Annotated in this window: 30 protein-coding genes and 1 pseudogene; 11 read left to right on the top strand and 20 right to left on the bottom strand. The window is 67.0% G+C overall.

Going from position 1 to position 22,928, the window contains the following annotated elements; translation table 11 throughout:
- Nucleotides 1-83 (top strand): annotated as a pseudogene (locus DI526_RS23440) (YHS domain-containing protein); the annotation flags it as partial.
- 363 nt (nt 84-446) lie between these two features.
- Here DI526_RS23440 and DI526_RS19140 read toward each other — a convergent pair.
- From DI526_RS19140 to DI526_RS19120, 5 genes are all read right to left on the bottom strand, one after another.
- On the bottom strand, nt 447-1,373 hold the full coding sequence (locus DI526_RS19140) for a Fic family protein (protein WP_304281265.1): 927 nt from the start codon (nt 1,371-1,373) through the stop codon (nt 447-449).
- Entirely contained in the window at nt 1,373-1,564 is a 192-nt protein-coding gene (locus tag DI526_RS19135; protein ID WP_101714475.1) for a hypothetical protein, read from the bottom strand. The genes DI526_RS19140 and DI526_RS19135 overlap by 1 nt, the downstream gene beginning before the upstream one ends.
- Nucleotides 1,565-1,642: 78 nt before the next feature.
- Nucleotides 1,643-2,017 carry a DUF3768 domain-containing protein gene (locus DI526_RS19130; RefSeq protein WP_304281259.1) on the bottom strand — a complete coding sequence of 125 codons (375 nt, stop codon included), beginning with the start codon at nt 2,015-2,017 and terminating at the stop codon, nt 1,643-1,645.
- 183 nt (nt 2,018-2,200) lie between these two features.
- Complete coding sequence (locus DI526_RS19125; RefSeq protein ID WP_304281256.1) at nt 2,201-2,656, bottom strand: hypothetical protein; 456 nt, start codon at nt 2,654-2,656, stop codon at nt 2,201-2,203.
- Complete coding sequence (locus DI526_RS19120) at nt 2,656-3,150, bottom strand: hypothetical protein (protein ID WP_304281253.1); 495 nt, start codon at nt 3,148-3,150, stop codon at nt 2,656-2,658. Before DI526_RS19120 ends, DI526_RS19125 begins: the two co-directional genes overlap by 1 nt.
- Before the next feature lie 100 nt (nt 3,151-3,250).
- Here DI526_RS19120 and DI526_RS19115 point away from each other — a divergent pair, with 100 nt between their 5' ends.
- The 3 genes from DI526_RS19115 to DI526_RS19105 all read left to right on the top strand — a co-directional run bounded on the left by DI526_RS19115 (nt 3,251) and on the right by DI526_RS19105 (nt 4,249).
- Nucleotides 3,251-3,493 (top strand): helix-turn-helix transcriptional regulator, encoded by a 243-nt coding sequence (locus DI526_RS19115; protein WP_304281250.1) that lies wholly within the window; start codon nt 3,251-3,253, stop codon nt 3,491-3,493.
- 62 nt (nt 3,494-3,555) lie between these two features.
- Nucleotides 3,556-3,741, top strand: a complete 186-nt coding sequence (locus DI526_RS19110; RefSeq protein ID WP_304281247.1) for a DUF3606 domain-containing protein — start codon at nt 3,556-3,558, stop codon at nt 3,739-3,741.
- Nucleotides 3,742-3,898: 157 nt separating this feature from the next.
- Nucleotides 3,899-4,249, top strand: a complete 351-nt coding sequence (locus DI526_RS19105; protein WP_304281244.1) for a hypothetical protein — start codon at nt 3,899-3,901, stop codon at nt 4,247-4,249.
- A 95-nt stretch (nt 4,250-4,344) separates the two neighbouring features.
- On the opposite strand, the gene DI526_RS19100 is transcribed toward DI526_RS19105, so the two are convergent.
- From DI526_RS19100 to merC, 7 genes are all read right to left on the bottom strand, one after another.
- Complete coding sequence (locus DI526_RS19100; RefSeq protein WP_172274881.1) at nt 4,345-5,766, bottom strand: IS1182 family transposase; 1,422 nt, start codon at nt 5,764-5,766, stop codon at nt 4,345-4,347.
- A gap of 143 nt (nt 5,767-5,909) precedes the next feature.
- A complete protein-coding gene (locus DI526_RS19095) occupies nt 5,910-7,253 on the bottom strand; it encodes an NAD(P)/FAD-dependent oxidoreductase (RefSeq protein WP_172274878.1) in 1,344 nt (447 codons plus the stop codon).
- The gene (locus tag DI526_RS19090) at nt 7,238-8,017 is read right to left on the bottom strand and encodes an alkylmercury lyase family protein (protein WP_304281239.1); all 780 of its coding nucleotides are present in this window, start codon (nt 8,015-8,017) and stop codon (nt 7,238-7,240) included. Before DI526_RS19090 ends, DI526_RS19095 begins: the two co-directional genes overlap by 16 nt.
- A gap of 34 nt (nt 8,018-8,051) precedes the next feature.
- Nucleotides 8,052-9,692: a mercury(II) reductase gene (gene merA / locus DI526_RS19085; protein WP_172274872.1), complete on the bottom strand. Its 1,641-nt coding sequence runs from the start codon at nt 9,690-9,692 to the stop codon at nt 8,052-8,054.
- Between the two features lie 12 nt (nt 9,693-9,704).
- Nucleotides 9,705-9,983 carry a mercury resistance system periplasmic binding protein MerP gene (gene merP, locus DI526_RS19080; RefSeq protein WP_172274869.1) on the bottom strand — a complete coding sequence of 93 codons (279 nt, stop codon included), beginning with the start codon at nt 9,981-9,983 and terminating at the stop codon, nt 9,705-9,707.
- 12 nt (nt 9,984-9,995) lie between these two features.
- Nucleotides 9,996-10,346, bottom strand: a complete 351-nt coding sequence (merT, locus tag DI526_RS19075; protein ID WP_183775843.1) for a mercuric ion transporter MerT — start codon at nt 10,344-10,346, stop codon at nt 9,996-9,998.
- A 34-nt stretch (nt 10,347-10,380) separates the two neighbouring features.
- On the bottom strand, nt 10,381-10,806 hold the full coding sequence (gene merC, locus DI526_RS19070; protein WP_172274863.1) for an organomercurial transporter MerC: 426 nt from the start codon (nt 10,804-10,806) through the stop codon (nt 10,381-10,383).
- Nucleotides 10,807-10,947: 141 nt separating this feature from the next.
- Here merC and DI526_RS19065 point away from each other — a divergent pair, with 141 nt between their 5' ends.
- A complete protein-coding gene (locus DI526_RS19065) occupies nt 10,948-11,349 on the top strand; it encodes a helix-turn-helix domain-containing protein (RefSeq protein WP_172274861.1) in 402 nt (133 codons plus the stop codon).
- A gap of 91 nt (nt 11,350-11,440) precedes the next feature.
- On the opposite strand, the gene DI526_RS19060 is transcribed toward DI526_RS19065, so the two are convergent.
- A complete protein-coding gene (locus DI526_RS19060; protein ID WP_304281231.1) occupies nt 11,441-11,800 on the bottom strand; it encodes a hypothetical protein in 360 nt (119 codons plus the stop codon).
- Nucleotides 11,797-12,570, bottom strand: a complete 774-nt coding sequence (locus DI526_RS19055; RefSeq protein WP_304281229.1) for an exodeoxyribonuclease III — start codon at nt 12,568-12,570, stop codon at nt 11,797-11,799. Before DI526_RS19055 ends, DI526_RS19060 begins: the two co-directional genes overlap by 4 nt.
- A gap of 195 nt (nt 12,571-12,765) precedes the next feature.
- Here DI526_RS19055 and DI526_RS19050 point away from each other — a divergent pair, with 195 nt between their 5' ends.
- On the top strand, nt 12,766-13,035 hold the full coding sequence (locus DI526_RS19050; protein WP_304281226.1) for a hypothetical protein: 270 nt from the start codon (nt 12,766-12,768) through the stop codon (nt 13,033-13,035).
- Here DI526_RS19050 and DI526_RS19045 read toward each other — a convergent pair.
- On the bottom strand, nt 13,032-13,328 hold the full coding sequence (locus DI526_RS19045) for a hypothetical protein (protein WP_304281223.1): 297 nt from the start codon (nt 13,326-13,328) through the stop codon (nt 13,032-13,034). The genes DI526_RS19050 and DI526_RS19045 overlap by 4 nt on opposite strands.
- Nucleotides 13,329-13,415: 87 nt before the next feature.
- Here DI526_RS19045 and DI526_RS19040 point away from each other — a divergent pair, with 87 nt between their 5' ends.
- Complete coding sequence (locus tag DI526_RS19040; RefSeq protein WP_172274891.1) at nt 13,416-13,730, top strand: hypothetical protein; 315 nt, start codon at nt 13,416-13,418, stop codon at nt 13,728-13,730.
- Between the two features lie 17 nt (nt 13,731-13,747).
- Here DI526_RS19040 and DI526_RS19035 read toward each other — a convergent pair whose 3' ends face one another.
- From DI526_RS19035 to arsH, 5 genes are all read right to left on the bottom strand, one after another.
- Complete coding sequence (locus DI526_RS19035) at nt 13,748-16,885, bottom strand: error-prone DNA polymerase (RefSeq protein WP_304281217.1); 3,138 nt, start codon at nt 16,883-16,885, stop codon at nt 13,748-13,750.
- Nucleotides 16,882-18,357 carry a DUF6504 family protein gene (locus DI526_RS19030; protein ID WP_304281214.1) on the bottom strand — a complete coding sequence of 492 codons (1,476 nt, stop codon included), beginning with the start codon at nt 18,355-18,357 and terminating at the stop codon, nt 16,882-16,884. The genes DI526_RS19035 and DI526_RS19030 overlap by 4 nt, the downstream gene beginning before the upstream one ends.
- Complete coding sequence (locus DI526_RS19025) at nt 18,320-19,081, bottom strand: ImuA family protein (RefSeq protein ID WP_304281211.1); 762 nt, start codon at nt 19,079-19,081, stop codon at nt 18,320-18,322. The genes DI526_RS19030 and DI526_RS19025 overlap by 38 nt, the downstream gene beginning before the upstream one ends.
- 290 nt (nt 19,082-19,371) lie before the next feature.
- Complete coding sequence (locus DI526_RS19020) at nt 19,372-19,881, bottom strand: arsinothricin resistance N-acetyltransferase ArsN1 family A (RefSeq protein ID WP_304281209.1); 510 nt, start codon at nt 19,879-19,881, stop codon at nt 19,372-19,374.
- A complete protein-coding gene (arsH, locus tag DI526_RS19015) occupies nt 19,878-20,621 on the bottom strand; it encodes an arsenical resistance protein ArsH (RefSeq protein ID WP_304281207.1) in 744 nt (247 codons plus the stop codon). Before arsH ends, DI526_RS19020 begins: the two co-directional genes overlap by 4 nt.
- 56 nt (nt 20,622-20,677) lie before the next feature.
- Here arsH and DI526_RS19010 point away from each other — a divergent pair, with 56 nt between their 5' ends.
- From DI526_RS19010 to DI526_RS18995, 4 genes are all read left to right on the top strand, one after another.
- Nucleotides 20,678-21,049, top strand: coding sequence for a helix-turn-helix transcriptional regulator (locus tag DI526_RS19010; RefSeq protein WP_304281205.1), 372 nt, complete (start codon nt 20,678-20,680; stop codon nt 21,047-21,049).
- Nucleotides 21,046-21,585 carry an arsenate reductase ArsC gene (locus DI526_RS19005; RefSeq protein ID WP_304281203.1) on the top strand — a complete coding sequence of 180 codons (540 nt, stop codon included), beginning with the start codon at nt 21,046-21,048 and terminating at the stop codon, nt 21,583-21,585. Before DI526_RS19010 ends, DI526_RS19005 begins: the two co-directional genes overlap by 4 nt.
- Before the next feature lie 36 nt (nt 21,586-21,621).
- Nucleotides 21,622-22,038: an arsenate reductase (glutaredoxin) gene (arsC, locus tag DI526_RS19000; RefSeq protein WP_066683142.1), complete on the top strand. Its 417-nt coding sequence runs from the start codon at nt 21,622-21,624 to the stop codon at nt 22,036-22,038.
- 26 nt (nt 22,039-22,064) lie between these two features.
- Nucleotides 22,065-22,928, top strand: an 864-nt coding sequence (locus DI526_RS18995) for a substrate-binding domain-containing protein (RefSeq protein WP_304281200.1), incomplete at its 3' end; no start/stop codon positions are given.

The following is a 22,928-nucleotide window of genomic DNA, read 5'->3' as shown; positions in this document are numbered from 1 at the left end:
CCGCTCACAAGGCTGAGTATGAAGGCGAGCGTTACGCCTTCTGCTCGGCCGGCTGTAAGGCGAAGTTCGACGCCGACCCCGTGCATTATGCAGCACGGGTAGCGTCGCCCGCCGGCACTGCGAGGTGCTGCTGCGCGAGCATGGGTCCGGTGAGCTGGTGGAGTTGTGGCGCGGAGCCGCTCTTCTCACCAAAATCAACCGCGCGGACCTGCCCGGTCAGGGACCAGCCGCCAAAGGCGGCTAAGCCAAGGTTTTGGCGACGCGCTGAGCGCGGTCCCGGACCTCACGCCCAGCGGTTTGCACGTGCAAACTCACCACGTCCGGGGCAGCCAGAACTCCACCGCGCACGGCGACAGCTTAAGTCGCTGCCGCCTTGGCGGTCCTCGCTTGCTCTGTGGGGGAGCCGCTCGACCCGCCATCCCCGTGGATTTCTGGCCAGACCGAGCCTAGCGGTCCCTGTCGGCAAGAGTGGGGCCGGTAGGGGAGGGGGCCTGGTCGTGGGCGGCATTTCGCCAGGCCTGCTCCTTGGAGACCTCGACGATCGTGCGGCCGGCCCGCAGGTGCTCGGCGACCTGGTGACGGGCCTTGTCCAGCAACCGCGCCTGAGCCTCGGCGTCATGGGCCATGGCTGATCCGACGACGGCGGCGATCTTGTCCAGATTCGCCCAGGCCGCCTGGAAGCTCCCGTCGCCACTGGCTAGCGCCGCCTCGCGGCTCATGGCCAAGAACTGCGCGGCCCGCTCAGGTCCGCGACCGTTTTCGGCCAGCTGCAGGGTCTGGATCCGCGCCAGGATCAACTGCGCCATCGGCGCGGTGTTGGCCGCCTCAAAGCCGATCCGCGAGGCCTCGTACCAGGCCGCCTGGTCCTCGGGCCGGATCGCAAATTCAAAGCCGGCACGTTCGGCCACGCCGCCGAGCCACACCCGCTGCACGCGGCCATTGCCTTCGATGAACGGATGGGCGGCGTTGATCTCGGTGATGAACTCCGCCGACTTGGCCGCAAAGGCTCCGGCGCCCAAGCCCTTCAGCTCCCCCGCCGCGCGAAAGGCGGCGAATTGCTTTTCCATCCACGGGCCGATCTGCTCGGGCGGTGCGAACGGGGTGGGGCCGCGCCCCGTCGTATAGGTCCGCTCCTGCCCGGCCCACGCATAGAGGTCCTGAAAGAGATGATGATGGATCGCCTTGAACCCGGCATAGGTCGGCTCGGCCGCCCGCGCGGGCATGCCTTCTTCGATCCGCGTATCGGTGAAGAGGCGCTCGGCGGCGTCGAGCGAGGCTGCGTCACGCAAGCCAAGCTCGTTCACCAGAACGCGGCTGTCAGGGTAGAAGACGCGCTCGAACGCGGCGCGCTCGGCCGCCTTGCGGTCGCTCACTAGGCCTTCTGGGCGAAGTAACCGCGCAGGGCGTCACGCTTCTGGGCTGGGGTTTTGCCCTCCGCGTCCAGGCGCGCCATCAGCTGGTCGGCCTGGGGATCGCGGCGCACGCCTTCGATGTCGTTGCTCGCGCTCATCTGCTCGCGGCGCCAAGCCACGTCTGCGGGATCGGATGAGGACCAACGGCCCATGGCGAAACTCCTTCGAACGCCCTCCAATATAGCACCGGGGAGGGGAGGGGGCCAGTCCAGGGGACTGGCCCGGCCGGGTCAGTATTCGCTGGCCAGCATGATGGTCACAACGCGCCGAGTCAGCTCCGTGCTCCACTTGACCGGCGAGTGCTCGTCACGGTCGGGGTGATAGTAGTCGATCTTCCAAAACAGTCGCTCGCCCCATAGCTCCAGCACCCCAAAGTCGCGCTCGCCATAGGGGTCGTCGCCCTCGTCGAACGATGCGTACTGGGCCAGGGCCAAGGCCAGGGTTTTGCCGCGATCCTCTTCGACCCCGCCCTCGGCCAGCAGCGCCGCCGCGCCCCCCGTCGCCAGCCACGAGGCATTGACCGTGCGCGGCGCCTTGCGGGCCAGATCGTTGAGACGGGCGGTCTCGGCGGTGCGTTCGGCGTCGGTGGAAAAGAGCTGGGTCATCTGGGTCTCCAAGGGTTGGATGCCTTGCGCATCAACCCCTGCCCGCCGGCGAGGCGGGGGTAGCAAGGGGACGACCGGGGGAGGGGAGGGGGATCGCCCGACCTGCACGCCACCGGCGGAAGGTGGGGGACACCCCAAGGCCGGTCTTCCGCGCGCGAGGGGCCAAGGCCCCTTAGCCACGCCTCAATGAGGATCCGTGGCCGACGAGGCCTCCGTCACGACGATGGTTCCGACCAGATCGAGCAGCTGGCGCACGGTCTCGCAGGCGGTCGGGACGTTGATGAGCGCCAAGAGCTGCTCGGCCTGGCTCTGGATCGCGTGGCGCTGATAAGCCGGGCTGAGAACCTGGGCGAGCGCCTCCAGGTCGGAAGGGATGTCGCGCAAGCCCGCGCGCCGGGCGCAGCGGAGCGCCTTGCGCAGGTCGTGGCGGATGTGACGACGGTTCCAGTCGTCGGTCAGACCCCGCCACAGCAAGAAGGCCTTGAGCGACAGCTCGATGGCGATCGCGAAGTCGTAGAGCGCATGTTCGGGATAGAGCGCGCCGGTCGCGTCACCGCTGCGGAAGAAGCCGCCGGCATTGCGAAGGAAGACCCGCGCCAACTCGCGATCGGGGCTCGGTCGGGAGGGACGCGCGTCCATCAATCAAGACCCGCCAGCGCCTTGATGTCGGCGATCGCCCGTTTGACCATTCCGTGGGTCATCTCGTGATCGTCCGGATAGAGCAGGGTCATCACGATCATCAGATTGGCGACGACGCCCTCGACGCTGGTGGCCGCCGCCGTCGGCAAGGTGTCCAGGATCGTTTCGCTCTCGGCCTCAAGCTGGTCTAGCCGAGCGCTGATTTCGCCAAGCCGTCCGCCCTCACGGATTGCCGTGCGCTCCTGCGTCGACAGCTCGCCCCAGCCATCGGACTTCATGAACCGGCCTTCCAACTGGCCCCAGGCCAGCATCAGACGGTTTCGTTCCGCGTCGACCTTCAGCCAGTGCTGGCTGATCGCGATGATCGGGTCGACCGGACCGCCGCTCGGCGCTGCGGCGAGAACGGGAGTGGCGGAGACGCCGACGAGGATGGCGCGGCGGGAGAGGGCAGGCAGGCGCGCGACCGCGTCTCCCGCCTTGCGACGTGAGGCCATGGCTTCAACTCATCTGTTCACTTAAGAACAGATTGCTACCACGCTCGCGATAGCCAGGACAACTTTAAATGCTCTATTCTGAACATTTTATGTTCTCCTCATGCTGCTGACCGCCGGGCAGATCAGGGCGGCGCGGGCGCTGCTGGACTGGAGCCAGCCCCAGTTGGCGGAGGCTGCCGGCCTGTCGTTGATGAGCATTCGGCGCATGGAAGACCCGAAGATCGGAACCGCCCAGCGGGCGGCCGCCAACGTCGAAGCTGTTCGCGCGGCGTTGGACGTCGCCGGCGTCGTCTTCCTGGAAGCCGGCGAACAGGGTGGACCAGGGCTGCGGCTGAAAGCCTGACCTGACGCCCGCGAGGGGAACCCGGAGTCGCTGGCGCCGGTTGGGGTGGAAAGGAGATTTCCATGTCCGACGACAAGACCAAGACCGGCCCGCAAGACGCCTCCAAGATCAGCCTGAGCGAGGACTATGAGGTCCGCTATTGGAGCGACAAGTTCGGCGTCTCGCGCGAAGACCTCGAGCGGGCGGTCAAGGCGGCCGGCAATGCCGCTGACGCCGTGCAGGCCTACCTCCAACGCGGCGCGCACTGACCATGCCCGGGCGGTCCGCTCCACGCCCGCGGCCGGGCCGCCCGCACCGCGCCTTGATGATCTCGCTGGCGGCGGTGACGCTCTTTAGCGCCACGGCCGTAGAGGCCCTGGGCGATGGGACACGGCCGGGCGCGGGAGCCCCCCTGTGCAGCTCACGATGACCACTATTGCCCTACGGGCTGGCGCGCCGAGCAAGGCTAGGCGCCCCATCCTTGGCCGGCTGCGGCGCCTGGTCGCCTACCTGCGTCGCTCGACGAGAGGGGAGGGGGCCGGCTCGCCGTACGGCCCGCTGACCGTCGGCGCGCTGATCGGCCAGCTGCAACGGTTTGATCCAGACATGCGGGTAATCATGCCCGGCGATATCGAAGACTGGTCGGACGTCTACGAGGCGCACCTGGATATCTTCTCGCCGCAGCGCCGCTATCCCCAGCTGCTCGAACTGGCCGACGACGGTGACCCCAAGGCCATCCTGGTCGTGAGGCTGTTTGGGGCGCCGGACGGCGACTAGGCGTCGCTGCATTCACGGACGGGGCGTTGCGGGGCAGGCTGTGCCAAAACTCGGCGGCACAGAGCACCGGCGACTGCAGCGAAGCGCCGTGCGGCTCAGGCCGCTGGCGTTAGACGCTCCGCACCGAAGGCGTTCACCGCGTGGAGGATGTTGAAAGCCAAGATCGAGAGCGCGGCCTCCGCTTTCACCGCTCTGAGCCCTCGTGTGAGGAATCTGCCGCCGCCCGACATTCGCTTAATCGTGCCGAACGGGTGCTCAACAGTACATCGGCGCGTCACCATCAAGCTCGGATCGGCGTAGATCCTAGCCTCCATCCGATCGAGGGCCGCCTGATCGAAAAGTCGATGGATCGTCCTCTGGGCGCCGGGCGTGCATCGGGATTTCAGTCGACAGTCCTTGCACGTGGACGTTCGGTATCGGATGGCGCGGTTGCGCGTGTGCTTGCCCGACGGCCTCAGGGTCTCGCCGGCCGGACATCGGATGGTGTCGGACACTTCATCGTAGGTAAACTGGATCGGCCGGAAGAAGTCGGAGCTCATCGCGCCACGCTTGATCGGCGCAGCCACCTCGATGTTGTCACGCTCACATTCGGCGACAGCCTGGGCGTTCGAGTAGCCGCCATCGGCCAGGATTTTGAGCCGGTCGATCTCCAACACCTCCATCGCCGCCAGCGACATGGGGTGAAGGAGTTGGCTGTCGTTCGCCTCGTTGGCGACGTCGTGATGAATGATCAGTCCGCTGTCGACATCGACGACGCTTTGCATGTTGTACGCAGGGAACTTGGGCGCGCGGCCGTAGCCCATAGGCTTGGCGTCAGGCTCGCCGAAAACGAGCACCTTCTCATCGCGATCCGCCAAAACCTGCTGGCGGCGCACAAGACGATCCTTTCGGCGGCGCAGAGCGGCGATTGCATCCGTAAATGCCTGGCGGTGCTTCGGCTGATCGTCGAAGCCCTTGGCCGACGCCTCGTCCATGATGTCGAGCCGGTCCAGGTAGTAGCCGATCTCCTTTTCCGTGTGCGCCAGGTCGCGCGCAAGCCGATCTGCGCCGGCGATATTCTTGGAGCTGGCGACCGCGCGCATCTTGGTCCCATCCAGCGCGACGAGACGGCCGCTGATCAGGCCGGCTTCCCTGCAGAACTGAATAAAGGCGGCGCTCGAAGCGATGATGGCTTCCGGGTTGTCGTGCCGGAAGGCGGCGATCGTGCGGTAGTCTGGGGCCAATCGGCGGAGCAACCAGAGCGCTTCAAGGTCGCGAGTGCATGCGCGTTCCAGATGGCGCGAGGATCGGAGCTGGTTGAGATAGCCCCAGATATAGAGCCTGAGCATGTCGCCCGGGCGGTAACCAGGACGGCCGGTGGACGCGGCGACGGTGCGGCCAAAACCCAGTTCAGTCAGGTCGAGACTGGCGACGAACGCATCGACGATGCGCACGAGCGCGTCCGGGGCGACATAATCGTCGAGGCAAGGCGGAAGCAGGCTGGCCTGACCGCGTTCTGTTCCTTCGATAAAGCTCACGAACACCTCAGGGCAGGCCTGAATCAGGTGTAGATTCTAGTAGTGTTCGCGCCTCTCGGACAGACGTAGTCACAGTCTTGCGTTCGTACACTGAGATTTTCCTACATCGGCCGAGGGCCTTCAGTCTAAGGCATTGGCGAGCGCTACAGCATGTAACCCAGGTCCGATGCGCCGGTCGGATAGGCGAACATGGTGGAGCGAAGGTCGGCGGCGGTCAGGCCGTGGCGGATCGCCAGGCCGAAGAGGTTGATCACCTCGTCGGCGCCCGGCCCCACAAGATGCGCGCCGAGGACCAGGTCACTGTGCTCCTCGATCAGCACCTTGTGGCCGTAGACCCGCTCGGCCAAGCGGCGGGCGGTGAACCAGTCCGGCGTCGAGGCGGCGTTGATGCGGAACACCAGCCCGCGGCGACGGGCCTCCGCCTCCGAGAGTCCGACTGCGGCGATCGGCGGCACGGTGAAGGCAACGCTCGGGACCCCGCGATAGTCCGGCTTGCGCGACGTGCCGTCCAACAGGTTGGCGGCCACCACCCTGGCGTCGTGGCTGGAGACCGGCGTCAGGGGCGGCCCGACGCCGGCCGCGTCGCCAGCGGCATAGACCCGCGGGTTGGAGACGCTTTGCAGATGGTCGTTTAGCTGCATGCGGCCGTCGCGCACGGTGACCTGGCCCGCCGCGAGGTCCAATGCGTCGAGGTCGGGCCCGCGGCCTGCGGCGTGCACCACCAGTTCGGCCGGGACAGCGAGGTCCGGCGCGCCCGGACGGCTGGCATGGACTAGCAGGCCGCCCTGGACCGGCTCGACACGGGTGACCGTAGCGCCGGTCTCGACGGCGATGCGGAGTTCATGGAAGCGCGGCATGAGCCAGCCGACCAGGTCGGGATCGAAATTCGGCAGCAGCCGCGCAGGCCGTTGCAGGATGGTGACCTCGGCCCCGGCGCGCGCCGCCAGGTGCGAGAATTCGGCGGCGACGTAGCCGCCGCCGATCAGCACGATCCGGCGCGGGAGGCGTTCAAGCTCCATGAAGGTGTCGCTCGTGACGACCAGTCCCTCGCCCGGGATGCCAAGCGGGATCGGCCGCGCCCCGGTAGCGATCAGCACGTGGCGGGCCTGCAAGGTCCGGCCGTCCACCTCGATCGTGTCTGGGGCGGCGAAGCGGGCGAGCCCGTGGACGGCGTCGACGCCCAACTCGGCGTAGCGATGTTCTTGTTTGGCGGGGATGGGATCGGTGAAGGTCCGCTTGAACCCCATCAGGCCGGGCCAGTCGATCGCTAGGGCGCCTTCGACGCCATGCCCGGCCATGCGCCTGGCCGCGTCGATCGCTTCCTCGCCGCTTACCAGCATCTTCTTGGGATCGCAGCCGCGGAGCGCGCACGTGCCGCCGAACGGCCGGTGATCGATCACGGCGACGGACCAGCCGGCGGCGCGGACCTTCGCAACGGCAACCTGGGCCGCCGTGCCGCTGCCGATGACGATCAGGTCGTAGGCCATGGCCGCAACTCCATCCGCATCGGCGCGAAGATCGCGCGGCCGACCTCCAGCGCTTCGGACAGGCTCAGGCGCACCCCGTCCTGACCGGCGGCCAGGCTGTTCGTGCGCCAGGTCTCCAGGTGAGCGTCATCGCAGAAGAAGGCCTGCAGGGTGCAGAGCGAAGACGCCGCGCAACCGGCGGCGTAGCGATGGCCGGACCAGACGACGATCCCCGAAGGCTCGACCTGATCCAGTTGGCGGCCGTGGCTCCGTGTGTGGATGGCGAGCGCACGGGCGCACTGACGGCACGCCGAGCGGACGGTGATGTCGCGCTCCAGCATCGCCCCGACGCCGAGCGCGTCGATGGCGCACATGGCGCCCACGGAGAGCCCGCCGGTCTCGACGTGATGCTCAGTCGGACCATCGGTGAACGGATAGGCGCCGCCTATCCGGCCGGCAACGTTGAGAATGAGGAGGTCGCGCCCGGCCAGACGCCGCAGCACGCTGTCGGTCTCAGCGATGGCGAGTCCGGCCCCGGCGGCGACGTCCGCGGCCTCCGGAGCGTGCCCGCTCATGGCGTAGGCGCTCAGGACGATGCCGTGGATTCGGCTCTCGGTCTCATCCAGCCCATCCCACTTGGGGCCGATGAAGGCCTCGACGACGGCCCTCAGGGCGTTTTGGGCCTGTGGTGTCGTGACCGCTCCCCAGTCTGGGATGATCACGCCGCCTCGAAACTCGACGACGGGCCATCCGGTGGCTTCAGCGTGTGAGGTGGGCGTCGTCATCACGCGCGCTCCGCTCGCCACCCAAACTGAACCTTCAACCGGCGCAGCAGGAAAGCTGTTTCACATCCTTGGAGAAGGTCTGGGCCGCGAGCTTCAGGCCTTCCACCATGGTCAGATAGGGGAACAGCTGGTCGCCCAGCTCGCCGACGGTCATGCGCGCCCGGATGGCGAGCGCGGCCGTCTGGATGATCTCGCCCGCCTCCGGCGTCACCGCCTGGACGCCAATGAGCCGGCCGCTACCAGCTTCGGCGACCAGCTTGATGAAGCCGCGGGTGTCAAAGTTGGCGAGCGCGCGCGGGACGTTGTCCAAGGTCAGGAGCCGGCTGTCGGTCTCGATCCCGGCGCGGTGGGCCTCCGCCTCGCTGAGCCCGACCGTGGCGACCTGCGGATCGCTGAACACGACCGCCGGCATCGTGGCCAGGTCCAAGGCGGCCTCACCGCCGGTCATGTTGATCGCCGCCCGGGTTCCGGCCGCCGCCGCGACATAGACGAACTGAGGCTGGTCTGTGCAGTCGCCGGCGGCGTAGATGTGCGGCGTGCTGCTGCGCATGGCCGTGTCGATCACGACGCCGCCCTGCGCGTTGACGGCGACGCCGGCCGCCTCCAGGACAAGCGTCCGGGTGTTGGGCGCCCGGCCCGTCGCGACGAGCAGCTTGTCCACGCGCAGTTCGCCCTGGCCGGTGGCGAGGACGAACTCGCCATCGGCGTAGGCGACCTTGCTCGCCTGGGTGTGCTCCAGCACCTCGATGCCCTCGGCGCGGAAGGCGGCCGTGACCGCCTCGCCGATGGCCGGGTCCTCACGGAAGAACAGGGTATGGCGCGCCAGGATCGTCACCTTGCTGCCGAGCCGAGCGAAGGCCTGGGCCAGTTCGACAGCGACGACCGATGAGCCGATCACCGCTAGGCGCGATGGGAGGGTCTCGCTCTCAAGGGCCTCCGTCGAGGTCCAGTACGGCGTATCCGACAACCCCAGAATGGGCGGCTCGGCCGGGCTGGCGCCGGTGGCGATTAGGCAGCGTTCGAAGGTCACATGTTGCTCGACCCCGTCGGACTGGCGCACGAGCAGGCTGTGGGCGTCCGCGAAGCGGGCCTCGCCGCGCAGCACCGTGATGGACGGGGTGTCGGCCAGGATGGTCTCGTATTTCGCCTGCCGCAGCTCATCGACGCGCGCCTGCTGCTGGGCCAGCAGCTGCTCGCGCAGGATCGCTGGCGTACAGGCCCCGATCCCGTCATCGAACGGGCTTTCGCGACGTAGATGGGCGATATGCGCCGCGCGGATCATGATCTTGGACGGCACGCAGCCGACGTTGACGCAGGTTCCGCCAATGACGCCGCGCTCGACAAGGGTGACCTTCGCGCCCTGCTCGACGGCTTTCAGCGCCGCCGCCATCGCCGCGCCGCCGCTGCCGATGACGGCGATGTGCAGCGGGACGCCGCCGGCGCCGCGTTGCGCGCCGCCCGCGTCGGCGACCGAGGCGCGATAGCCGAGCGTCGCGACCGTGGCCGCAAGGGCCTCGGAGCTAACCCCCGCATCGGCCGCGATCTCCGCGCGCGCCTTCAGATAGGAGACGGCGGCCGAGCGCACGCCTGGGACGCGCTCCAACGCCTCCCTCACGTGCGTGGCGCACGAGTCGCAGGTCATTCCGTCAATGCGCAGGGCGATCGCGGCGGTCACGGGGCAGGCTCCTCAGCGCTTCACGGTGGACGGGTAGCCCGCGCCCGCCGTCGCCTTGGTCAGGGCGGCGACCGTGGTCTTGGCGTCATCGTAGGAGACGACGGCCTCGCGCTTTTCGAAGCTGACCTCGGTTTTCTCGACGCCGTCGACCTTGGCAAGCGCCGTCTTGACGGTTATCGGGCAGGCCGCGCAGGTCATGCCGGGCACCGCCAGGGTGACCGTCTTCGTCGCGGCCCACGCGGGCGAGCTGAGCGCGCCCATCAGGGCGATCAGGGAGACGAGCGTCTTCATGGGGACTTCCTTTCAGTAGAACAGGGGCAGGACGTAGGGGAACGCCAGCGCGACAAGGACGAGCGCTGCGACCGCCCAGAAGATGACCTTGTAGGTGGTCCTGACCTTGGGCACGGCGCAGACTTCGCCGGGCTCGCAGGCGCGGGCCGGGCGAAAGATTCGGCGGTAGGCGAAGACCATGGCGATCAGCGCTGCGCCGATGAACAACGGACGATACGGTTCCAGCGCGGTCAGGTTGCCGATCCAGGCGCCGCTGAACCCGAGGGCGACCAAGACGAGCGGGCCGAGGCAACAGGTCGATGCCAGAATGGCGGCTACGCCTCCTAGCGCCAACGCACTGCGGCCGCTTTTGGGTTCTGACAAGTCGACTCTCCTTCCGATCAACTCCGCCATCACGTTAGGAAACAGCCCTTTCGCGGGGTGGCGCGGGCGCATTGCGAGGCGGTGCAGCGAGATCCCAGATCGCGACGACCACCATCAAGGTCAGTCCGGGATAGAGGAGCCACGCCGTCGGCCAACCGCGGGTGGCCATGAGCAAAGCCGCCGCCAGCACCAAGATCGGCCCGATGACGCTCAGCGCCATTCGCGGCCACCGGCGATGGCGAAGTCCGCCGACCACGTTGGCGACGAGGGCGATCACGGCGAACAGCGGCAGGAGGTAACGAATAAAGACGCCTTCGTACTGGCTCAGAAACCCAAGGCCCAGCGCGGCGCCAAGGCTCGCAAGAGCCGGGAAGCACGCCGCGCAGCCCATGGCGGTGACGATCGAGCCGATGACGCCCGCCTTGTCGGCCGCGCGGGTGAGGGGATTCTGGATGGGCATCGCAATAGCCTCGGCGACTTCGTGGAACCGTCAGAGCTACGCTACAATCAGGACTGCAGCTTGCCCGTGGGGGCTGAGGATCACTACATACGATCTGTAGCGACTACAGACTCAAGCCCAAAATTGAGAGGCGCGAACAGCATGGCGGATACCGCGATTCCGATTGGCGAACTGTCCCGGCGCACGGGCTGCAACATCGAAACGATCCGCTACTACGAGCGGATCGGCCTGATGCCGGCCCCGCCCCGGCGGGGCCGCTACCGGAGCTATGGCGCGGACGACGTGGGCCGCCTCGGCTTCGTGCGACGGGCCCGCGAGCTGGGCTTCACGCTGGACGAGGTGCGCGCCCTGCTGGGCCTTGCAGGCGGCGGGCACGCGTCCTGCGCCGAGGTGCGCAACCTCGCCGCATCGCATCTGAAAGACGTGCGCACGCGCATCGCCGACCTGAAGCGGATGGAGCGGGTGCTGGCCGACTCGGTGCGGGCTTGCGACGCGGGGCAGGATCCAGGCTGTCCGCTGATCGAGGCGCTCCGCGCCGCCTGAGCGGCTGCGATATGATCGTGGCGGCTGCGACTTTTAGCACAGCCTGGGGGCGTCCCCGCAGAGGGGGTAGATTGAGCCTCGCGGCTCAAGCTCACGGGGAGGCTTCCCCCATCCGTCTCAAGGCCTCGAACCACTGCGCATAGGGCGTGTTCTTCACAAGCCGACGATTGAAATCAGGTGCGCCGTCCGACCACCAGACAGTCCCTCGCTCGCCGAGCCCTCGCTTGGCCTCATCCACCCTAGAGCGCGCCAGCGCCTTGCCCTCTTCATCACCGCGCCGCCCCGCCGCTCCGACTTCGCGTCGAGCGTCCATCAGCGCCTTGACCAGGCTTTCGCGAACCTGCGGATCCAGCTCTGGATTGGAAAGCCGCCACAGCCGTCCCTTGACCACGAAGTAGCGACCATCGGGCGTGGTTGGATAGGCGCTTGGGATCTTGGGAATCTGGCTCACCGGTCGAGCACGATCCAAGTCGGAGCATGATCACTGGCGTTCTCCTCGCCCCGCACCCAGCGATCCACGCCGGCGGCCACCAAGTCATCGACCAAGCTCGTCGACACCAGCAGATGGTCCAGCCGCATCCCGTGGTCGGTCTCCCAGCGATTGCGAAGATAGGACCAGAAGGTCCACAGCGGCCCCGCCGGGTGCATCGCCCGCAAGGCGTCGGTCCACCCTTGGCCCAGCAGGCGCTGAAAGGCCGCGCGGCTCTCGGGCCGAAGCAGCGCGTTGCCGGCGTAGGAGTGCTTTGGGTAGATGTCGGCGTCGGTGGGGATGACGTTGTAGTCGCCGGCCAGCACCACCGGGGCCCCGCTGGCCATCAGCTCGGCGGCGTGCTCGATAAAGCGCTCGAACCAGGCCAGCTTGTAGTCGAACTTGGGGCCTGGCGCTGGATTGCCGTTGGGCAGATAGAGGCTGGCGATCAGCACCCCGCCTACGGCCGCCTCGATATAACGGGCCTGGCGGTCGCCCGTGTCGCCCGGAAGCCGCGTGCGGGTCACCACCGGCTCGGCGCCCCGGGCCAAGATGGCCACGCCGTTCCAAGTCCGCTCGCCAGACCAGGCGGCGTGGTAGCCCATCTGCTCCAACGGCTGGGCCGGGAACGCGCCTTGCTCGGCCTTCAGCTCCTGAAGGCAGACCACATCGGGCTCTTCCTGGGCCAGCCAGTCGATGAGGTTGTCCAGCCGGCCAACGACGTTGTTGATGTTGAAGGTCGCGATCTTCATCGCCGCGCCGGTCCAACGGCTTGCTGATCACAAAAGGGATGGTCGCGGAAGGTCATCGGAGCTGAACGCTGCAGCAGCGCTTTGGCTCAAGGACGCAAACCTCGCGCGATCTTTGCCGCCGCCGCGAGAGCCGCTAAGGTCGCAGCATGCGCACATGCGATGGGCCACGATGAGGCCCTGCAAAGGACCAGCCCAGTGACCCAAGCCCGCTTCGAAGCCCAGGTCCTGAAGATCGCCGCTCTCGTCGGCGGCTCGCTGGCCCAAGCGCGGTTTCTTTTCCAGGACCTTTCGGTGGAGGCGGCGCACTGCGCCTCGCGCCACCGCATCGCCTTCACCAAAGCGCTAGACGCAGCCGTGGCCGCCTTCGCGGTCGAGTATCTGCGCTCGCGTGACAGCGCCCTGGCCCACAACGCCGCCTGCGCACGGCTGGAGGCCATGGCGCTCTTGAAGAAGAGCGCCCGCTAGCTGGCCAACTTCGCCAGCACGGGAAATTGCGCTTTCAGAGACCGGGCCACCGGGATGATCCGGGCCCGTCGCGACGGGTCCTCATCGCAAAGAACGCCGACCAGGCGCACGACCAGATCAAGATCGGGGCTTCGCAGGCGCGCGCGTTGGCCCTCTAGTCGAACGCGCCAACCGCCGCCGCCCGGCGGGAAGTCGTCGATCGCGCGCTCGACGTCATCACGCAGCACCGCCAGGCGGTCGGCAAGGCCGACGTCCATGGCCGCCTGCAAAAAGGTCGAGAGGTTGGGCTGCACGGCGTCTCGCTTACAAAGCAACGCTTAACGCGACGTCAGTGCGGTAGAAGGCGTGAGTTTTTTCAAGCCGGCGCCTATTATCACCCCGTGAAGCAAACCCTCGATCTTGCCGGCGCCTCTGGCGCGACCTACCGCTTTAAGCTGGTCGAAGACCCCGCCGAGCTGCCCTCGGCGGCGGGCAACTTCGCTTATGTCCGCTGGCGCGGGTCTGCGCCCCAGGTGATGGGCTGCGGGGCGGTCAACAGCCTGCTCGATGCGATGCGCGACTGGGATTTGGCCGTCCGTGCTCACGGCGCCGAAGGTCTCTACGTGCGCCTGAACGTGGCCCGCTCGACCCGGGGCGAGGAGCACCAGGATCTCTTCGAAAAGCTGCGGCCGCCGATGCCGGCGCGCGACGAGTAGCTCCCCGGCAGTCGCGATCAGCAGAAATTCCGGCTCTTGCGGGCCCATTGCATGCCGCCTTGATCACCCGATTGCGACTGCAGGGTCGCCAGGATGTCGCCCAGGTCATGGACCTTATATGCGACAAGGTGGACCACATCGCCTTCGCGCTGGATCCGCCCATCGACGCCAAGCAGGCTGGCGCCCAAGATCACCCGGCGCTGCTTCTCGTAGAGCGTTGGCCAAATGACCAGATTGGCCACGCCGCTCTCGTCTTCGATGGTGATGAACATCACGCCCTTGGCCGATCCCGGCCGCTGGCGCACCAGCACCAGGCCGGCGGTCTGGATGAAGTGACCATCGCGGCCCGCGCTGACCGATCGGCAGGGCGCGCGGCGCTGGCGGGTGAGATCCGACCGAAGCAGCGCCAAGGGATGCCGGCGAAGCGACAGGCCAAGATTGCCGTAGTCCTCGACGATCTCGCGCCCCTCGGTCATGGCCTTCAGCTGCGGCGCTGGCTCGTTGAGTTCGCTGGCCTCCGGCTGATCGAACAAGGGCAGGGCGGTGTCACGCAGCGCCTTGATCGCCCACATCGCTTCACGGCGGTGTAGGCGTAGGCTTGGCAGAAAGGCGTCGGCTTCGGCGAGCTTCCCAAGCATCCCCGGCTTCAGCCCTGACCGGCGCCAGAGGTCGTCGATCGAGGTGTAGGGCTGGTCACCGCGCGCGGCCACCAGGGTCGCGGCCTCCTCGTCCACCACGCCCTTGATCATCCTCAGGCCCAGGCGAACGGCTAGGCGACCGTCCCGGCTGGCCGGCTCAAGGGTGCAGTCCCATCGCGAGCGATTGACGCACACGGGCCTAATCTCGACGCCATGCTCGACTGCGTCGCGCACGATCTGCGAGACCCCGTAGAAGCCCATCGGCTGGGAGTTCAGGAGCGCCGCGCAAAAGGCGTCGGGGTGGTGGCACTTGAGCCAGGAGGAGGCGTAGGCCAGCAGCGCGAAGCTGGCCGCATGGCTTTCCGGAAAGCCGTAGGATCCGAACCCTTCAAGCTGGGAGAAGGTCTTTTCGGCGTACTCCAGATCGTAGCCTCGCTCGACCATGCCGCCGACCAGCTTGTCGCGAAAGTGCGTGACCCCGCCGGTCATTTTGAAAGTCGCCATCGCGCGGCGCAGCTGATCGGCTTCGCCCGGCGTGAACCCGGCGCATTCGATCGCCACGCGCATGGCCTGCTCCTGGAAGAGCGGCACGCCCAGGGTCTTGCCCAGCACCTTCTCCAGCTCGGGGGTGGGATAGCTGACCGGCTCTAGGCCCTCGCGCCGCCGAAGATAGGGGTGGACCATGTCGCCCTGGATCGGGCCGGGCCGCACGATCGCCACCTCGATCACCAGGTCGTAGAAGCTGCGCGGCTTGATGCGCGGCAACATCGCCATCTGGGCCCGGCTTTCAATCTGGAAGACGCCCAGGGTGTCGGCCTTGCGGATCATCGCGTAGGTGCGCGGATCCTCCGGCGGAATGGTGGCCAGCTGGAGATGGACGCCCTTGTGCTGCGCGATCAGCGCCAAACCCTTCTGCAGGCAGGTCAGCATGCCCAAGGCCAGTACATCGACCTTCATGAACTTCAGCTCGTCGATGTCGTCCTTATCCCACTCGATGATCTGGCGGTTTTCCATGGCCGCCGGCTCGATCGGCACCAGCTCGTCTAGGCGGTCCTCGGTCAGGACGAAGCCGCCGGGATGCTGGCTAAAGTGGCGCGGGGTGTTGAGCAGCTGCTGAGCCAGCTCCAGAGTCAGGCGCAGCCGACGGTCGGACAGGTCCATGCCAAGGTCGGCGGCGTGCTTTTCCTCGATCTCCTCGCGCGAGAAGCTCCACACCTGGCTCGACAGGGCCTTGGTCATGTCCTCGGGCAAGCCCAACACCTTGCCCACGTCGCGCACCGCCCCGCGCGGGCGAAAGCGCTGGACGACGGCGACCAGCGCGCAGCGATGGCGCCCGTAGGTGTCGAAGATCCACTGCATCACCGTCTCGCGGCGCGCATGCTCGAAATCCACGTCGATGTCCGGCGGCTCGTTACGCTCCTGGCTGACGAAGCGCTCGAACAGCAGGTCGTTGCGCTCAGGGTCGATCGAGGTAATGCCCAGCACATAGCAGACCGCCGAATTGGCGGCCGAGCCGCGACCTTGGCAGAGGATGTCCTGGGACCGCGCGAAGCGGACGATCGAATTGACCGTCAGGAAATAGGGCGCATAGCCCATGATCCCGATCAGCTTCAGCTCATGGTTCAAGGTCGCGCGAACCTCGGGCGGCACCCCGTCCGGATAGCGCTCGGCCGCGCCCTCCCAGGTTTGACGCTCTAGGGTCTCCTGGGGCGAGCGCCCCTCGTTGACCTCGCTGGGATACTGGTAGCTCAGCTCGTCGAGATTGAACCGGCAGCGAGCGGCGATCGAAGTCGTTGCCGCCACCGCGTCCAGGTGCTTGGCGAACAGGCGCTCGATCTCGGCCGGCGCCTTCAGATAGCGATCGGCGTGGCGGTCACGCTTGAAGCCAACATCGTCGATCGTCGTGCCCTCACGAATGCACGTGACGACGTCCTGCAGCATCCGGCGCGAGGGCTCATGGAAGAGCACTCGGTTGGTGACAACCGGCGTCACACCGGCGGCCCGGGCGATCTGGTCGAGACGATGAAGCCGCAAGGCGTCGCCGGGACGCCGGCGCAGGGTCAGGGCCAAGTGGGCGTTGGCCCCGAAGACTGCGGCCACCTTCTTCAGCTGCAGGGCGCAAAGATCGTCGGCCTTGTCGGGGATGAGAATGGCGATCAGACCCTCGGCATGGGCGGCCACGTCGTGCAGGTCCAGGTCGCACTCGCCCTTGCCGGCGCGGTGCTTGCCCAGGGACAGCAATCTGCAGAGCCGCGAATAGGCGGGCCGGTCGGTCGGCAGCACCACCAGGGTCATGCCGTCGCGAAGCGCCAGCTCGCAGCCGACGATCAGCCGAACCCCCGTGGCCTTGGCCGCGATATGCGCGCGAACGATGCCGGCCAGGCTGTTGCGATCGCAGACCGCCAGCGCCTCGTAGCCCAGGGCCGCGGCCTGGTCGAAAAGCTCGCCCGGCGAGGACGCTCCGCGCAAGAGCGAGAAATGCGAAGCGCATTGCAGCTCGACGTAAGTCGCGCTCATGCGAAGATCCTCGCGATAAACCAGCGCTGCGTGCCGGTCGCCGGATCCTCGCCGTCACCGTCACGATAGAGCCAGAAGCGTTCTCCAGAGTCGTCCTCGACCTGGTAGTAGTCGCGCGAGCGGGCCAATTCGGCGTCGGCCTTCCACCATTCGCCAAACACCCGCTCAGGGCCATCGGCGCAACGAACGCGCCGGCGAACGCCGCGCCAGGTGAAGGCGGCCGGCGGCGCGTCGGGCAACAGAGCCACGGTCTCCACCGGTTCTGGCCGGGCGAAGAGCCGGGTGGGCCGGGGCCAATCCAGAGGCCAGGAAAACTCCTCCACCGCGTCTAGCGCGGGCGCGGCGCGCACTGATCGCTCGGGCAGATCGCTTTCGGCCGACGCCAAGCGATAGACTTGGCCAGCGCCCAGGCGATTGGTCAGGGTGTCCACCAGGGCCGACAGGTCGGTGGGCGCGTCGCTGTCGCCCAGGCTGTCGGTTTGCTTGAAAACCAGAGACTCCGCGCCAGGCGCGGCGAGGATGATCTTCTCCACGCCAAAGCCGGGATCGACGTACTCGAGCCTCTCGCAGAGCAGTCGCGCCAAGCGCCTGGCGTCCCGGGTCGGAGAGGCCATGGCGATCCTTGCCGTCTCGGTCCGATTGTCGACCCGCACGAAATAGGCGTCCAGACGCCGGGCCCCGAGGCTGACAGCCTCCAACGCGGCGCAAAGCTCGGCGACCAATTGGGTGACGTATCGCGCCATCGTTTCGGGCGCGCCGATCGGCTCGGCGAAAGCCCGGCGCGCGGTCAGAGTTTCTGGCGCCATGACCGGCTCGATCGGCTCGGCGTGGCGACCGAAGGCCTGGTCCAGACGCCGCACCGGGGCGTAGCCGACACGGTGGGCCAGGGGCCCTTTGGGCGTGGCCTCCAGCTCACCGATGGTGTCGAACCCCAATCGCCCGAGCGCCTCGACCGTGGAGGCCGGAAGACGCAGCGCCGCGACTGGCAGGTCCGAGATCACCCTTCCGATAACGCTAGGATCGACAACGTAGATGGCACGGCGGCTATAGCGCGCCACGGCATGGGCCGCGCCCCAGGTGTCGGCGATGGCGACGTGAGACTGCAGCCCCACCTTCTCGAGCCGACTGCGGATGTCGATCAGCATCTTCTCCTCGCCGCCGCGCAGGTGCGCAGCGCCGGTGGCGTCAATGACCAATCCATCGGGTGCATCGGGAGACGCGACGGGCGAGTAGAGACGCTGGGCCCAGAGCGCCAAGCGATGGAGCGCGGCCGCGTCACCGTCCGCGTCCAGGTCGTGGAGCACCAAGCCTGGGACCATGGCGGTGGCATGGGCAACGGCCTGGCCAAGTCGAACGCCGGCTTCCGCCGCTGCGGTGTTGAGGCTCGCCACGGCGCGGCGACGCCCCACCCGTCCGACCATGACGACGGGAACGTCAGGCGGCGGCGCGCTCTTGCCCAGGCTGCGGCGCAACCGATCGGTCGGCCACTGCGGTAGGAAGACGGAGATGACCCTTGGCGTCACAGGCTTCAATCTCGATGTCGAAAGCTTCACCGGCGCGGCAACGCATGAGTTCAAGGAGCCAGCGGGCGCGGCCGACACCGGCGGTTGGCAGGGGAGAGGAGGGGAGGGCCGATACTCTCCACCGCGTGGTGGCCGCCGTCGGCTGACCAAGATCGGCTGCATCGGCGATCCGCCGCCATCTTCGGATGGCGATCGCCATCTGGCCGCTTTTCTCGGCCGCCAGTTGCAATCGACGAGAGGCGGTCATCGAGAGCTTGGCGACCTCACCGACCACGCCGGCCAGACCGCGATACTTCAGACCCTCTTCCATGGCCCCCAGGATCGCCGCCTCATCGCCGGCCTCGGCGAAGATCACACGCTTGGGCGGCAGACCCGCCTGCGCCAACGCCGGGGCGAAAAGATCGCGCTGTCGAAGACACCAGAGCACGGGGCCATCCGCCCGCGCGAGGATCCCGGCCGCGAAGCTTGCTGCGGCGGCGCCATGCAGCGCCCCCTCGGCCCCGCCGGCGACCTCATGCAACGCGCCCATCGCCAAACCTTGACCGGGTAGCCGCACATCGATCGCCTCCACACCGAACGGCAGGACCCGGCCGCTGGCGCTGTCGGCCAGCTCGATCAAGCGGACCTGACGTCTGAGCGCATCGAGCGCGGCGGGTGAGCGGTGAAGGGACATGAACACCTAACGAGTAGGTTCTATCTTTGTTCTCTTGCGGCTTGCGGAGTCAACGGTGGGTGCGACCGGGTTTGTCGCCCAAGCTTGACGATTCATTCGAAGGCGTAAGGGCTTGCGGGGATTCAAATATTTTTTGTCGCAGGTGTCTGAACCGCTCGCTCCCAATTGACTAGAGCGCAGGCCAGGCGAAGCCGCGGTTGTCGTCGAAACCGCAAACGCCGCGGCGGCCGCCGTCTTCGCCCAGATTGCGGCGCAACAAGCCGCCGCGCGCCACTAACCGGGCCGTCGCCTTAATCGAGGTTGTCCTCCAACAGACGCTCGACCGCCACCACGTCGCGCCAGACGCCGTCCAGCTTGCCGTGCTTTTCATGGACACCCACCTCTCGGAAGCCGACGGACTTCAGGAGGGCCAGGCTAGCCTTGTTCTCAACGAAGACCCGCGAGAGCAGCTTCCAGAACCCAGCTCGAACGGCCGCGTCGATCAAGGCGTTCATGGCGACGGCGCCGACGCCTCGGCCGCGGCTAGCGCGCCGGACATAGACCGAGAACTCAGCGATGCCGGCGTAGCAACAACGATCGGCGTAAGAAAATGTGGCGGCGTAGCCTGCGATCTGGCCGGCCTCCTCGGTCACCACGATGACGGGGTGGCGATCATCGAACCATCCAAGGATCTGATCGGCGGAGCGCGGGGACGTCTCGAACGTGGCGATGCGGTCGGCGATCCCCTCGTTATAGATTTCGACGATCGCGGGCGCATCGGCGGCCGTAGCCGCCCTCGTGGTCAGGTCCGAACGGGTCATGCGGTTTGAGCCTTCAGGGTTTCGTGGCTCATCGCCGCCGCGCTGAGCTCGACATGCTCGGCAATACGTCCGTTGACCTTTCGCTCACTATAGCGATCGACCAGGTAGTCGGCCCGATCGCGCGTCAGCAGCGTGAACTTCATCAGCTCCTCCATGACGTCGACGACGCGGTCGTAATAGGCCGAGGGTTTCATGCGGTCCTGCTCGTCAAACTCCTTGTAGGCCATGGCCACCGAGGACTGGTTGGGGATGGTGATCATCCGCATCCAGCGGCCCAGCAGGCGCAGGGTGTTGACCGCGTTGAACGATTGCGAGCCGCCGCTGACCTGCATCACCGCCAGGGTTCGCCCTTGCGTCGGGCGCACGCTGCCGATCTCCAACGGAATCCAGTCGATCTGGGCCTTCATGATCCCGCTGATCGCGCCGTGACGTTCGGGGCTGCACCAGACCTGACCCTCGGACCAAAGCGACAGCGCCCGCAGTTCCTGGACCTTGGGATGGTCGGGGCCGGTGGCGTCGGGCAGCGGCAGGTCGCGGGGGTCGAAGATCCTGGTCTCGCAGCCCAGGCGCTCAAGGATGCGGGCCGCCTCCTGGGTCAGCAGCCGGCTGAACGAGCGTTCGCGCAGCGAGCCGTAGAGCAGGAGGATGCGGGGCGGATGGGTCGCCCGCGTCGCTGGCTCCAGCCTTTGCGGATCGATCGGGGCCAGGAACTGCGGTTGCAGGGCGGGAAACTCGGTCATGCAAGCGACTCCAACATCGTCATTGATCCGTCTCATATTTCCAGCATATTGGAAATATGGAATCGAAAGCCGCCGTCGCCAGCCTCTCCGCCCTCGGTCACGAGAGCCGCCTGGCCATCTTCCGCCTGCTGGTGAAGGCCGGTCCGGTCGGGATCGCGGCCGGCGAGATCGCGCGCCGGCTGGAGATGATCCCCAACACGTTGTCGGCCAATCTCAACGTCCTGTCCCACGCCGGCCTGATCGTCTCCCGGCGGGACGGGCGCTCGATCATCTATTCGGCCGATTACGCCGCGATGAGCGGCCTGCTCGGTTTCCTGATGGAAGACTGCTGCAACGGCAATCCGCAGATCTGCGCGCCGCTGGGCGACATCGTCGCCAAGGCCGCCGACTGCGATGGAACCTGCCTTACGGAACTGGAGACGGCATGACCGACGAAACCCGCCAACGCCCGCTCAACGTCCTGTTCCTCTGCACCCACAATTCGGCGCGCTCGGTCATGGCCGAGTGCATCATGAACCGGGTCGGCGCCGGACGCTTCAAGGCCTATTCGGCCGGCTCCACGCCCAGCGGCGTCCTAGACCCGCAGGCCGTCAGCCTGTTGCAGCACCTGAATTACAAGACCGATGACCTGCGCTCCAAGGCCTGGGATGAGTTCGCGATCCTCAACAATCCCGATGCGCCCGACCTCGATTTCGTGTTCACCGTCTGCGACAACGCCGCCGGCGAGGCCTGCCCGATCTGGCCGGGTCAGCCGATGACCGCCCATTGGGGCATTCCCGATCCGTCGCTGGCCACAGGGACGGAGGCCGAAATCGCTCTGGCCTTCGCCGAAGCCTATCGCCAGCTCAATAGCCGCATCACGCTCTTCTGCGCCTTGCCGATGGCCTCGCTCGACCGGCTGTCGTTGCAGCGCCGACTGGACGACATCGGCAAGTCCAAGGCACCCGACGAGTCCGCCGCCTGATCCTGCTTCGACCCTTCATTTGCTTCCTGGTGACCCATGGCTGACGCCGACTTTCCGATCGTGATCTTCCACAACCCCAACTGCGGCACCTCGCGCAACACCGTGGCGATAGTGCGGGCGGCCGGCTACGAGCCCAAGGTCGTGGAGTATCTCGTCGCGGGCTGGACCCATGACCAGTTGCGCGAGCTAGCCGCCGAAGCAGGCCTGACCTTCCGCCAGCTGATGCGCGAGAAGGGCACGCCTGCCGCCGAGCTGGGCCTCCTGGATGACGGCGTCGGGGAGAACCAAATTCTCGACGCCATGGTCGAGCAACCCATCCTTGTAAACCGGCCTATTGTCGTCACGCCGAAGGGCGTGAAGCTCTGCCGGCCGTCTGAAGTTGTCCTGGATCTGCTTGATCGCAAGCCGGCCAGCTTCACCAAAGAAGACGGTGAAGTCGTTTCCCTGACCTAACCACCCGACCGCTCAGGAACAGCAAGATGAAAAAGCTCCTCGGCGTCGCTGCGGCGACGGCTTTGCTGACGTGCGCCTCGGCCGCGCACGCCGCCCGCGACTACGTCTGGGCCGCCGGCTCGTCCACCGTCTTCCCGTTCACCACCCGCGTGGCCGAGAACTTCGCCAAGAAGACCGGCAAGAAGTCGCCCAAGGTCGAGAGCCTGGGCACCGGCGGCGGTTTCAAGATGTTCTGCGGCGGCCTGGGCGAGGGCTTCCCCGACGTCGCCAACGCCTCGCGTCCGATGAAGAAGTCCGAGTTCGAGGCCTGCAAGGCCAAGGGCGTCAAGGACATCGTCGAGATCAAGATCGGGTTCGACGGCATCGTCATCGCCATGGACAAGAAGGCGCCCGACTACAATTTCAAGCTCGAGCACCTCTATCTGGGCTTGGCGCAGAACGCCTTGCGGGGCGGCCAGTTCGTCGCCAACCCCTACAAGAACTGGAAAGAGGTCGGCTCAAACCTCCCCAGCAACCGCATCCTGGTCTACGGCCCGCCGCCGACCTCGGGCACCCGCGACGCCTGGATAGAGCTGGGCGTCGAGGCCGGCGCCAAGAAGTTCCCGACCATCAAGGCTCTGCACGACAAGGACGACAAGGCCTTCAAAGCCAAGGTCGATCCTATGCGCACGGACGGCGGCTGGATCGACGCCGGCGAAAACGACAACGCCATCGTCGGCACCATCACCAAGACCCCCGGGGCGCTGGGCGTCTTCGGCTACTCCTTCCTCGAGGAGAACGGCAACCGCATCAAGGCCGCCGCCGTCAACGGCGTCAAACCGACCGCCCAGACGATCGCCAGCGGCCAGTACCCCGTGTCGCGCTCGCTCTACATCTACGTCAAGAAGGCC

It is taken from the genome of Caulobacter segnis, from assembly GCF_003243465.1.
In the GTDB taxonomy this organism is placed as follows: domain Bacteria; phylum Pseudomonadota; class Alphaproteobacteria; order Caulobacterales; family Caulobacteraceae; genus Caulobacter; species Caulobacter segnis_A.
The sequence above is the reverse complement of the archived record's forward strand: the minus strand, read 5'-3'. Positions and strand labels throughout refer to the sequence as shown.

Excerpts from the sequence above, each read along its gene's own strand:
- DI526_RS19135 (WP_101714475.1), bottom strand. The coding sequence starts at position 1,564 with ATGGGCCGTTGGTCCTCATCCGATCCCGCAGACGTGGCTTGGCGCCGC.
- DI526_RS19130 (WP_304281259.1), bottom strand. The coding sequence starts at position 2,017 with ATGACCCAGCTCTTTTCCACCGACGCCGAACGCACCGCCGAGACCGCC.
- DI526_RS19125 (WP_304281256.1), bottom strand. The coding sequence starts at position 2,656 with ATGGACGCGCGTCCCTCCCGACCGAGCCCCGATCGCGAGTTGGCGCGG.
- DI526_RS19120 (WP_304281253.1), bottom strand. The coding sequence starts at position 3,150 with ATGGCCTCACGTCGCAAGGCGGGAGACGCGGTCGCGCGCCTGCCTGCC.
- DI526_RS19115 (WP_304281250.1), top strand. The coding sequence starts at position 3,251 with ATGCTGCTGACCGCCGGGCAGATCAGGGCGGCGCGGGCGCTGCTGGAC.
- DI526_RS19110 (WP_304281247.1), top strand. The coding sequence starts at position 3,556 with ATGTCCGACGACAAGACCAAGACCGGCCCGCAAGACGCCTCCAAGATC.
- DI526_RS19105 (WP_304281244.1), top strand. The coding sequence starts at position 3,899 with ATGACCACTATTGCCCTACGGGCTGGCGCGCCGAGCAAGGCTAGGCGC.
- DI526_RS19095 (WP_172274878.1), bottom strand. The coding sequence starts at position 7,253 with ATGGCCTACGACCTGATCGTCATCGGCAGCGGCACGGCGGCCCAGGTT.
- DI526_RS19090 (WP_304281239.1), bottom strand. The coding sequence starts at position 8,017 with ATGACGACGCCCACCTCACACGCTGAAGCCACCGGATGGCCCGTCGTC.
- merP (WP_172274869.1), bottom strand. The coding sequence starts at position 9,983 with ATGAAGACGCTCGTCTCCCTGATCGCCCTGATGGGCGCGCTCAGCTCG.
- merC (WP_172274863.1), bottom strand. The coding sequence starts at position 10,806 with ATGCCCATCCAGAATCCCCTCACCCGCGCGGCCGACAAGGCGGGCGTC.
- DI526_RS19065 (WP_172274861.1), top strand. The coding sequence starts at position 10,948 with ATGGCGGATACCGCGATTCCGATTGGCGAACTGTCCCGGCGCACGGGC.
- DI526_RS19055 (WP_304281229.1), bottom strand. The coding sequence starts at position 12,570 with ATGAAGATCGCGACCTTCAACATCAACAACGTCGTTGGCCGGCTGGAC.
- DI526_RS19035 (WP_304281217.1), bottom strand. The coding sequence starts at position 16,885 with ATGAGCGCGACTTACGTCGAGCTGCAATGCGCTTCGCATTTCTCGCTC.
- DI526_RS19025 (WP_304281211.1), bottom strand. The coding sequence starts at position 19,081 with ATGTCCCTTCACCGCTCACCCGCCGCGCTCGATGCGCTCAGACGTCAG.
- DI526_RS19020 (WP_304281209.1), bottom strand. The coding sequence starts at position 19,881 with ATGACCCGTTCGGACCTGACCACGAGGGCGGCTACGGCCGCCGATGCG.
- arsH (WP_304281207.1), bottom strand. The coding sequence starts at position 20,621 with ATGACCGAGTTTCCCGCCCTGCAACCGCAGTTCCTGGCCCCGATCGAT.
- DI526_RS19010 (WP_304281205.1), top strand. The coding sequence starts at position 20,678 with ATGGAATCGAAAGCCGCCGTCGCCAGCCTCTCCGCCCTCGGTCACGAG.
- DI526_RS19005 (WP_304281203.1), top strand. The coding sequence starts at position 21,046 with ATGACCGACGAAACCCGCCAACGCCCGCTCAACGTCCTGTTCCTCTGC.
- arsC (WP_066683142.1), top strand. The coding sequence starts at position 21,622 with ATGGCTGACGCCGACTTTCCGATCGTGATCTTCCACAACCCCAACTGC.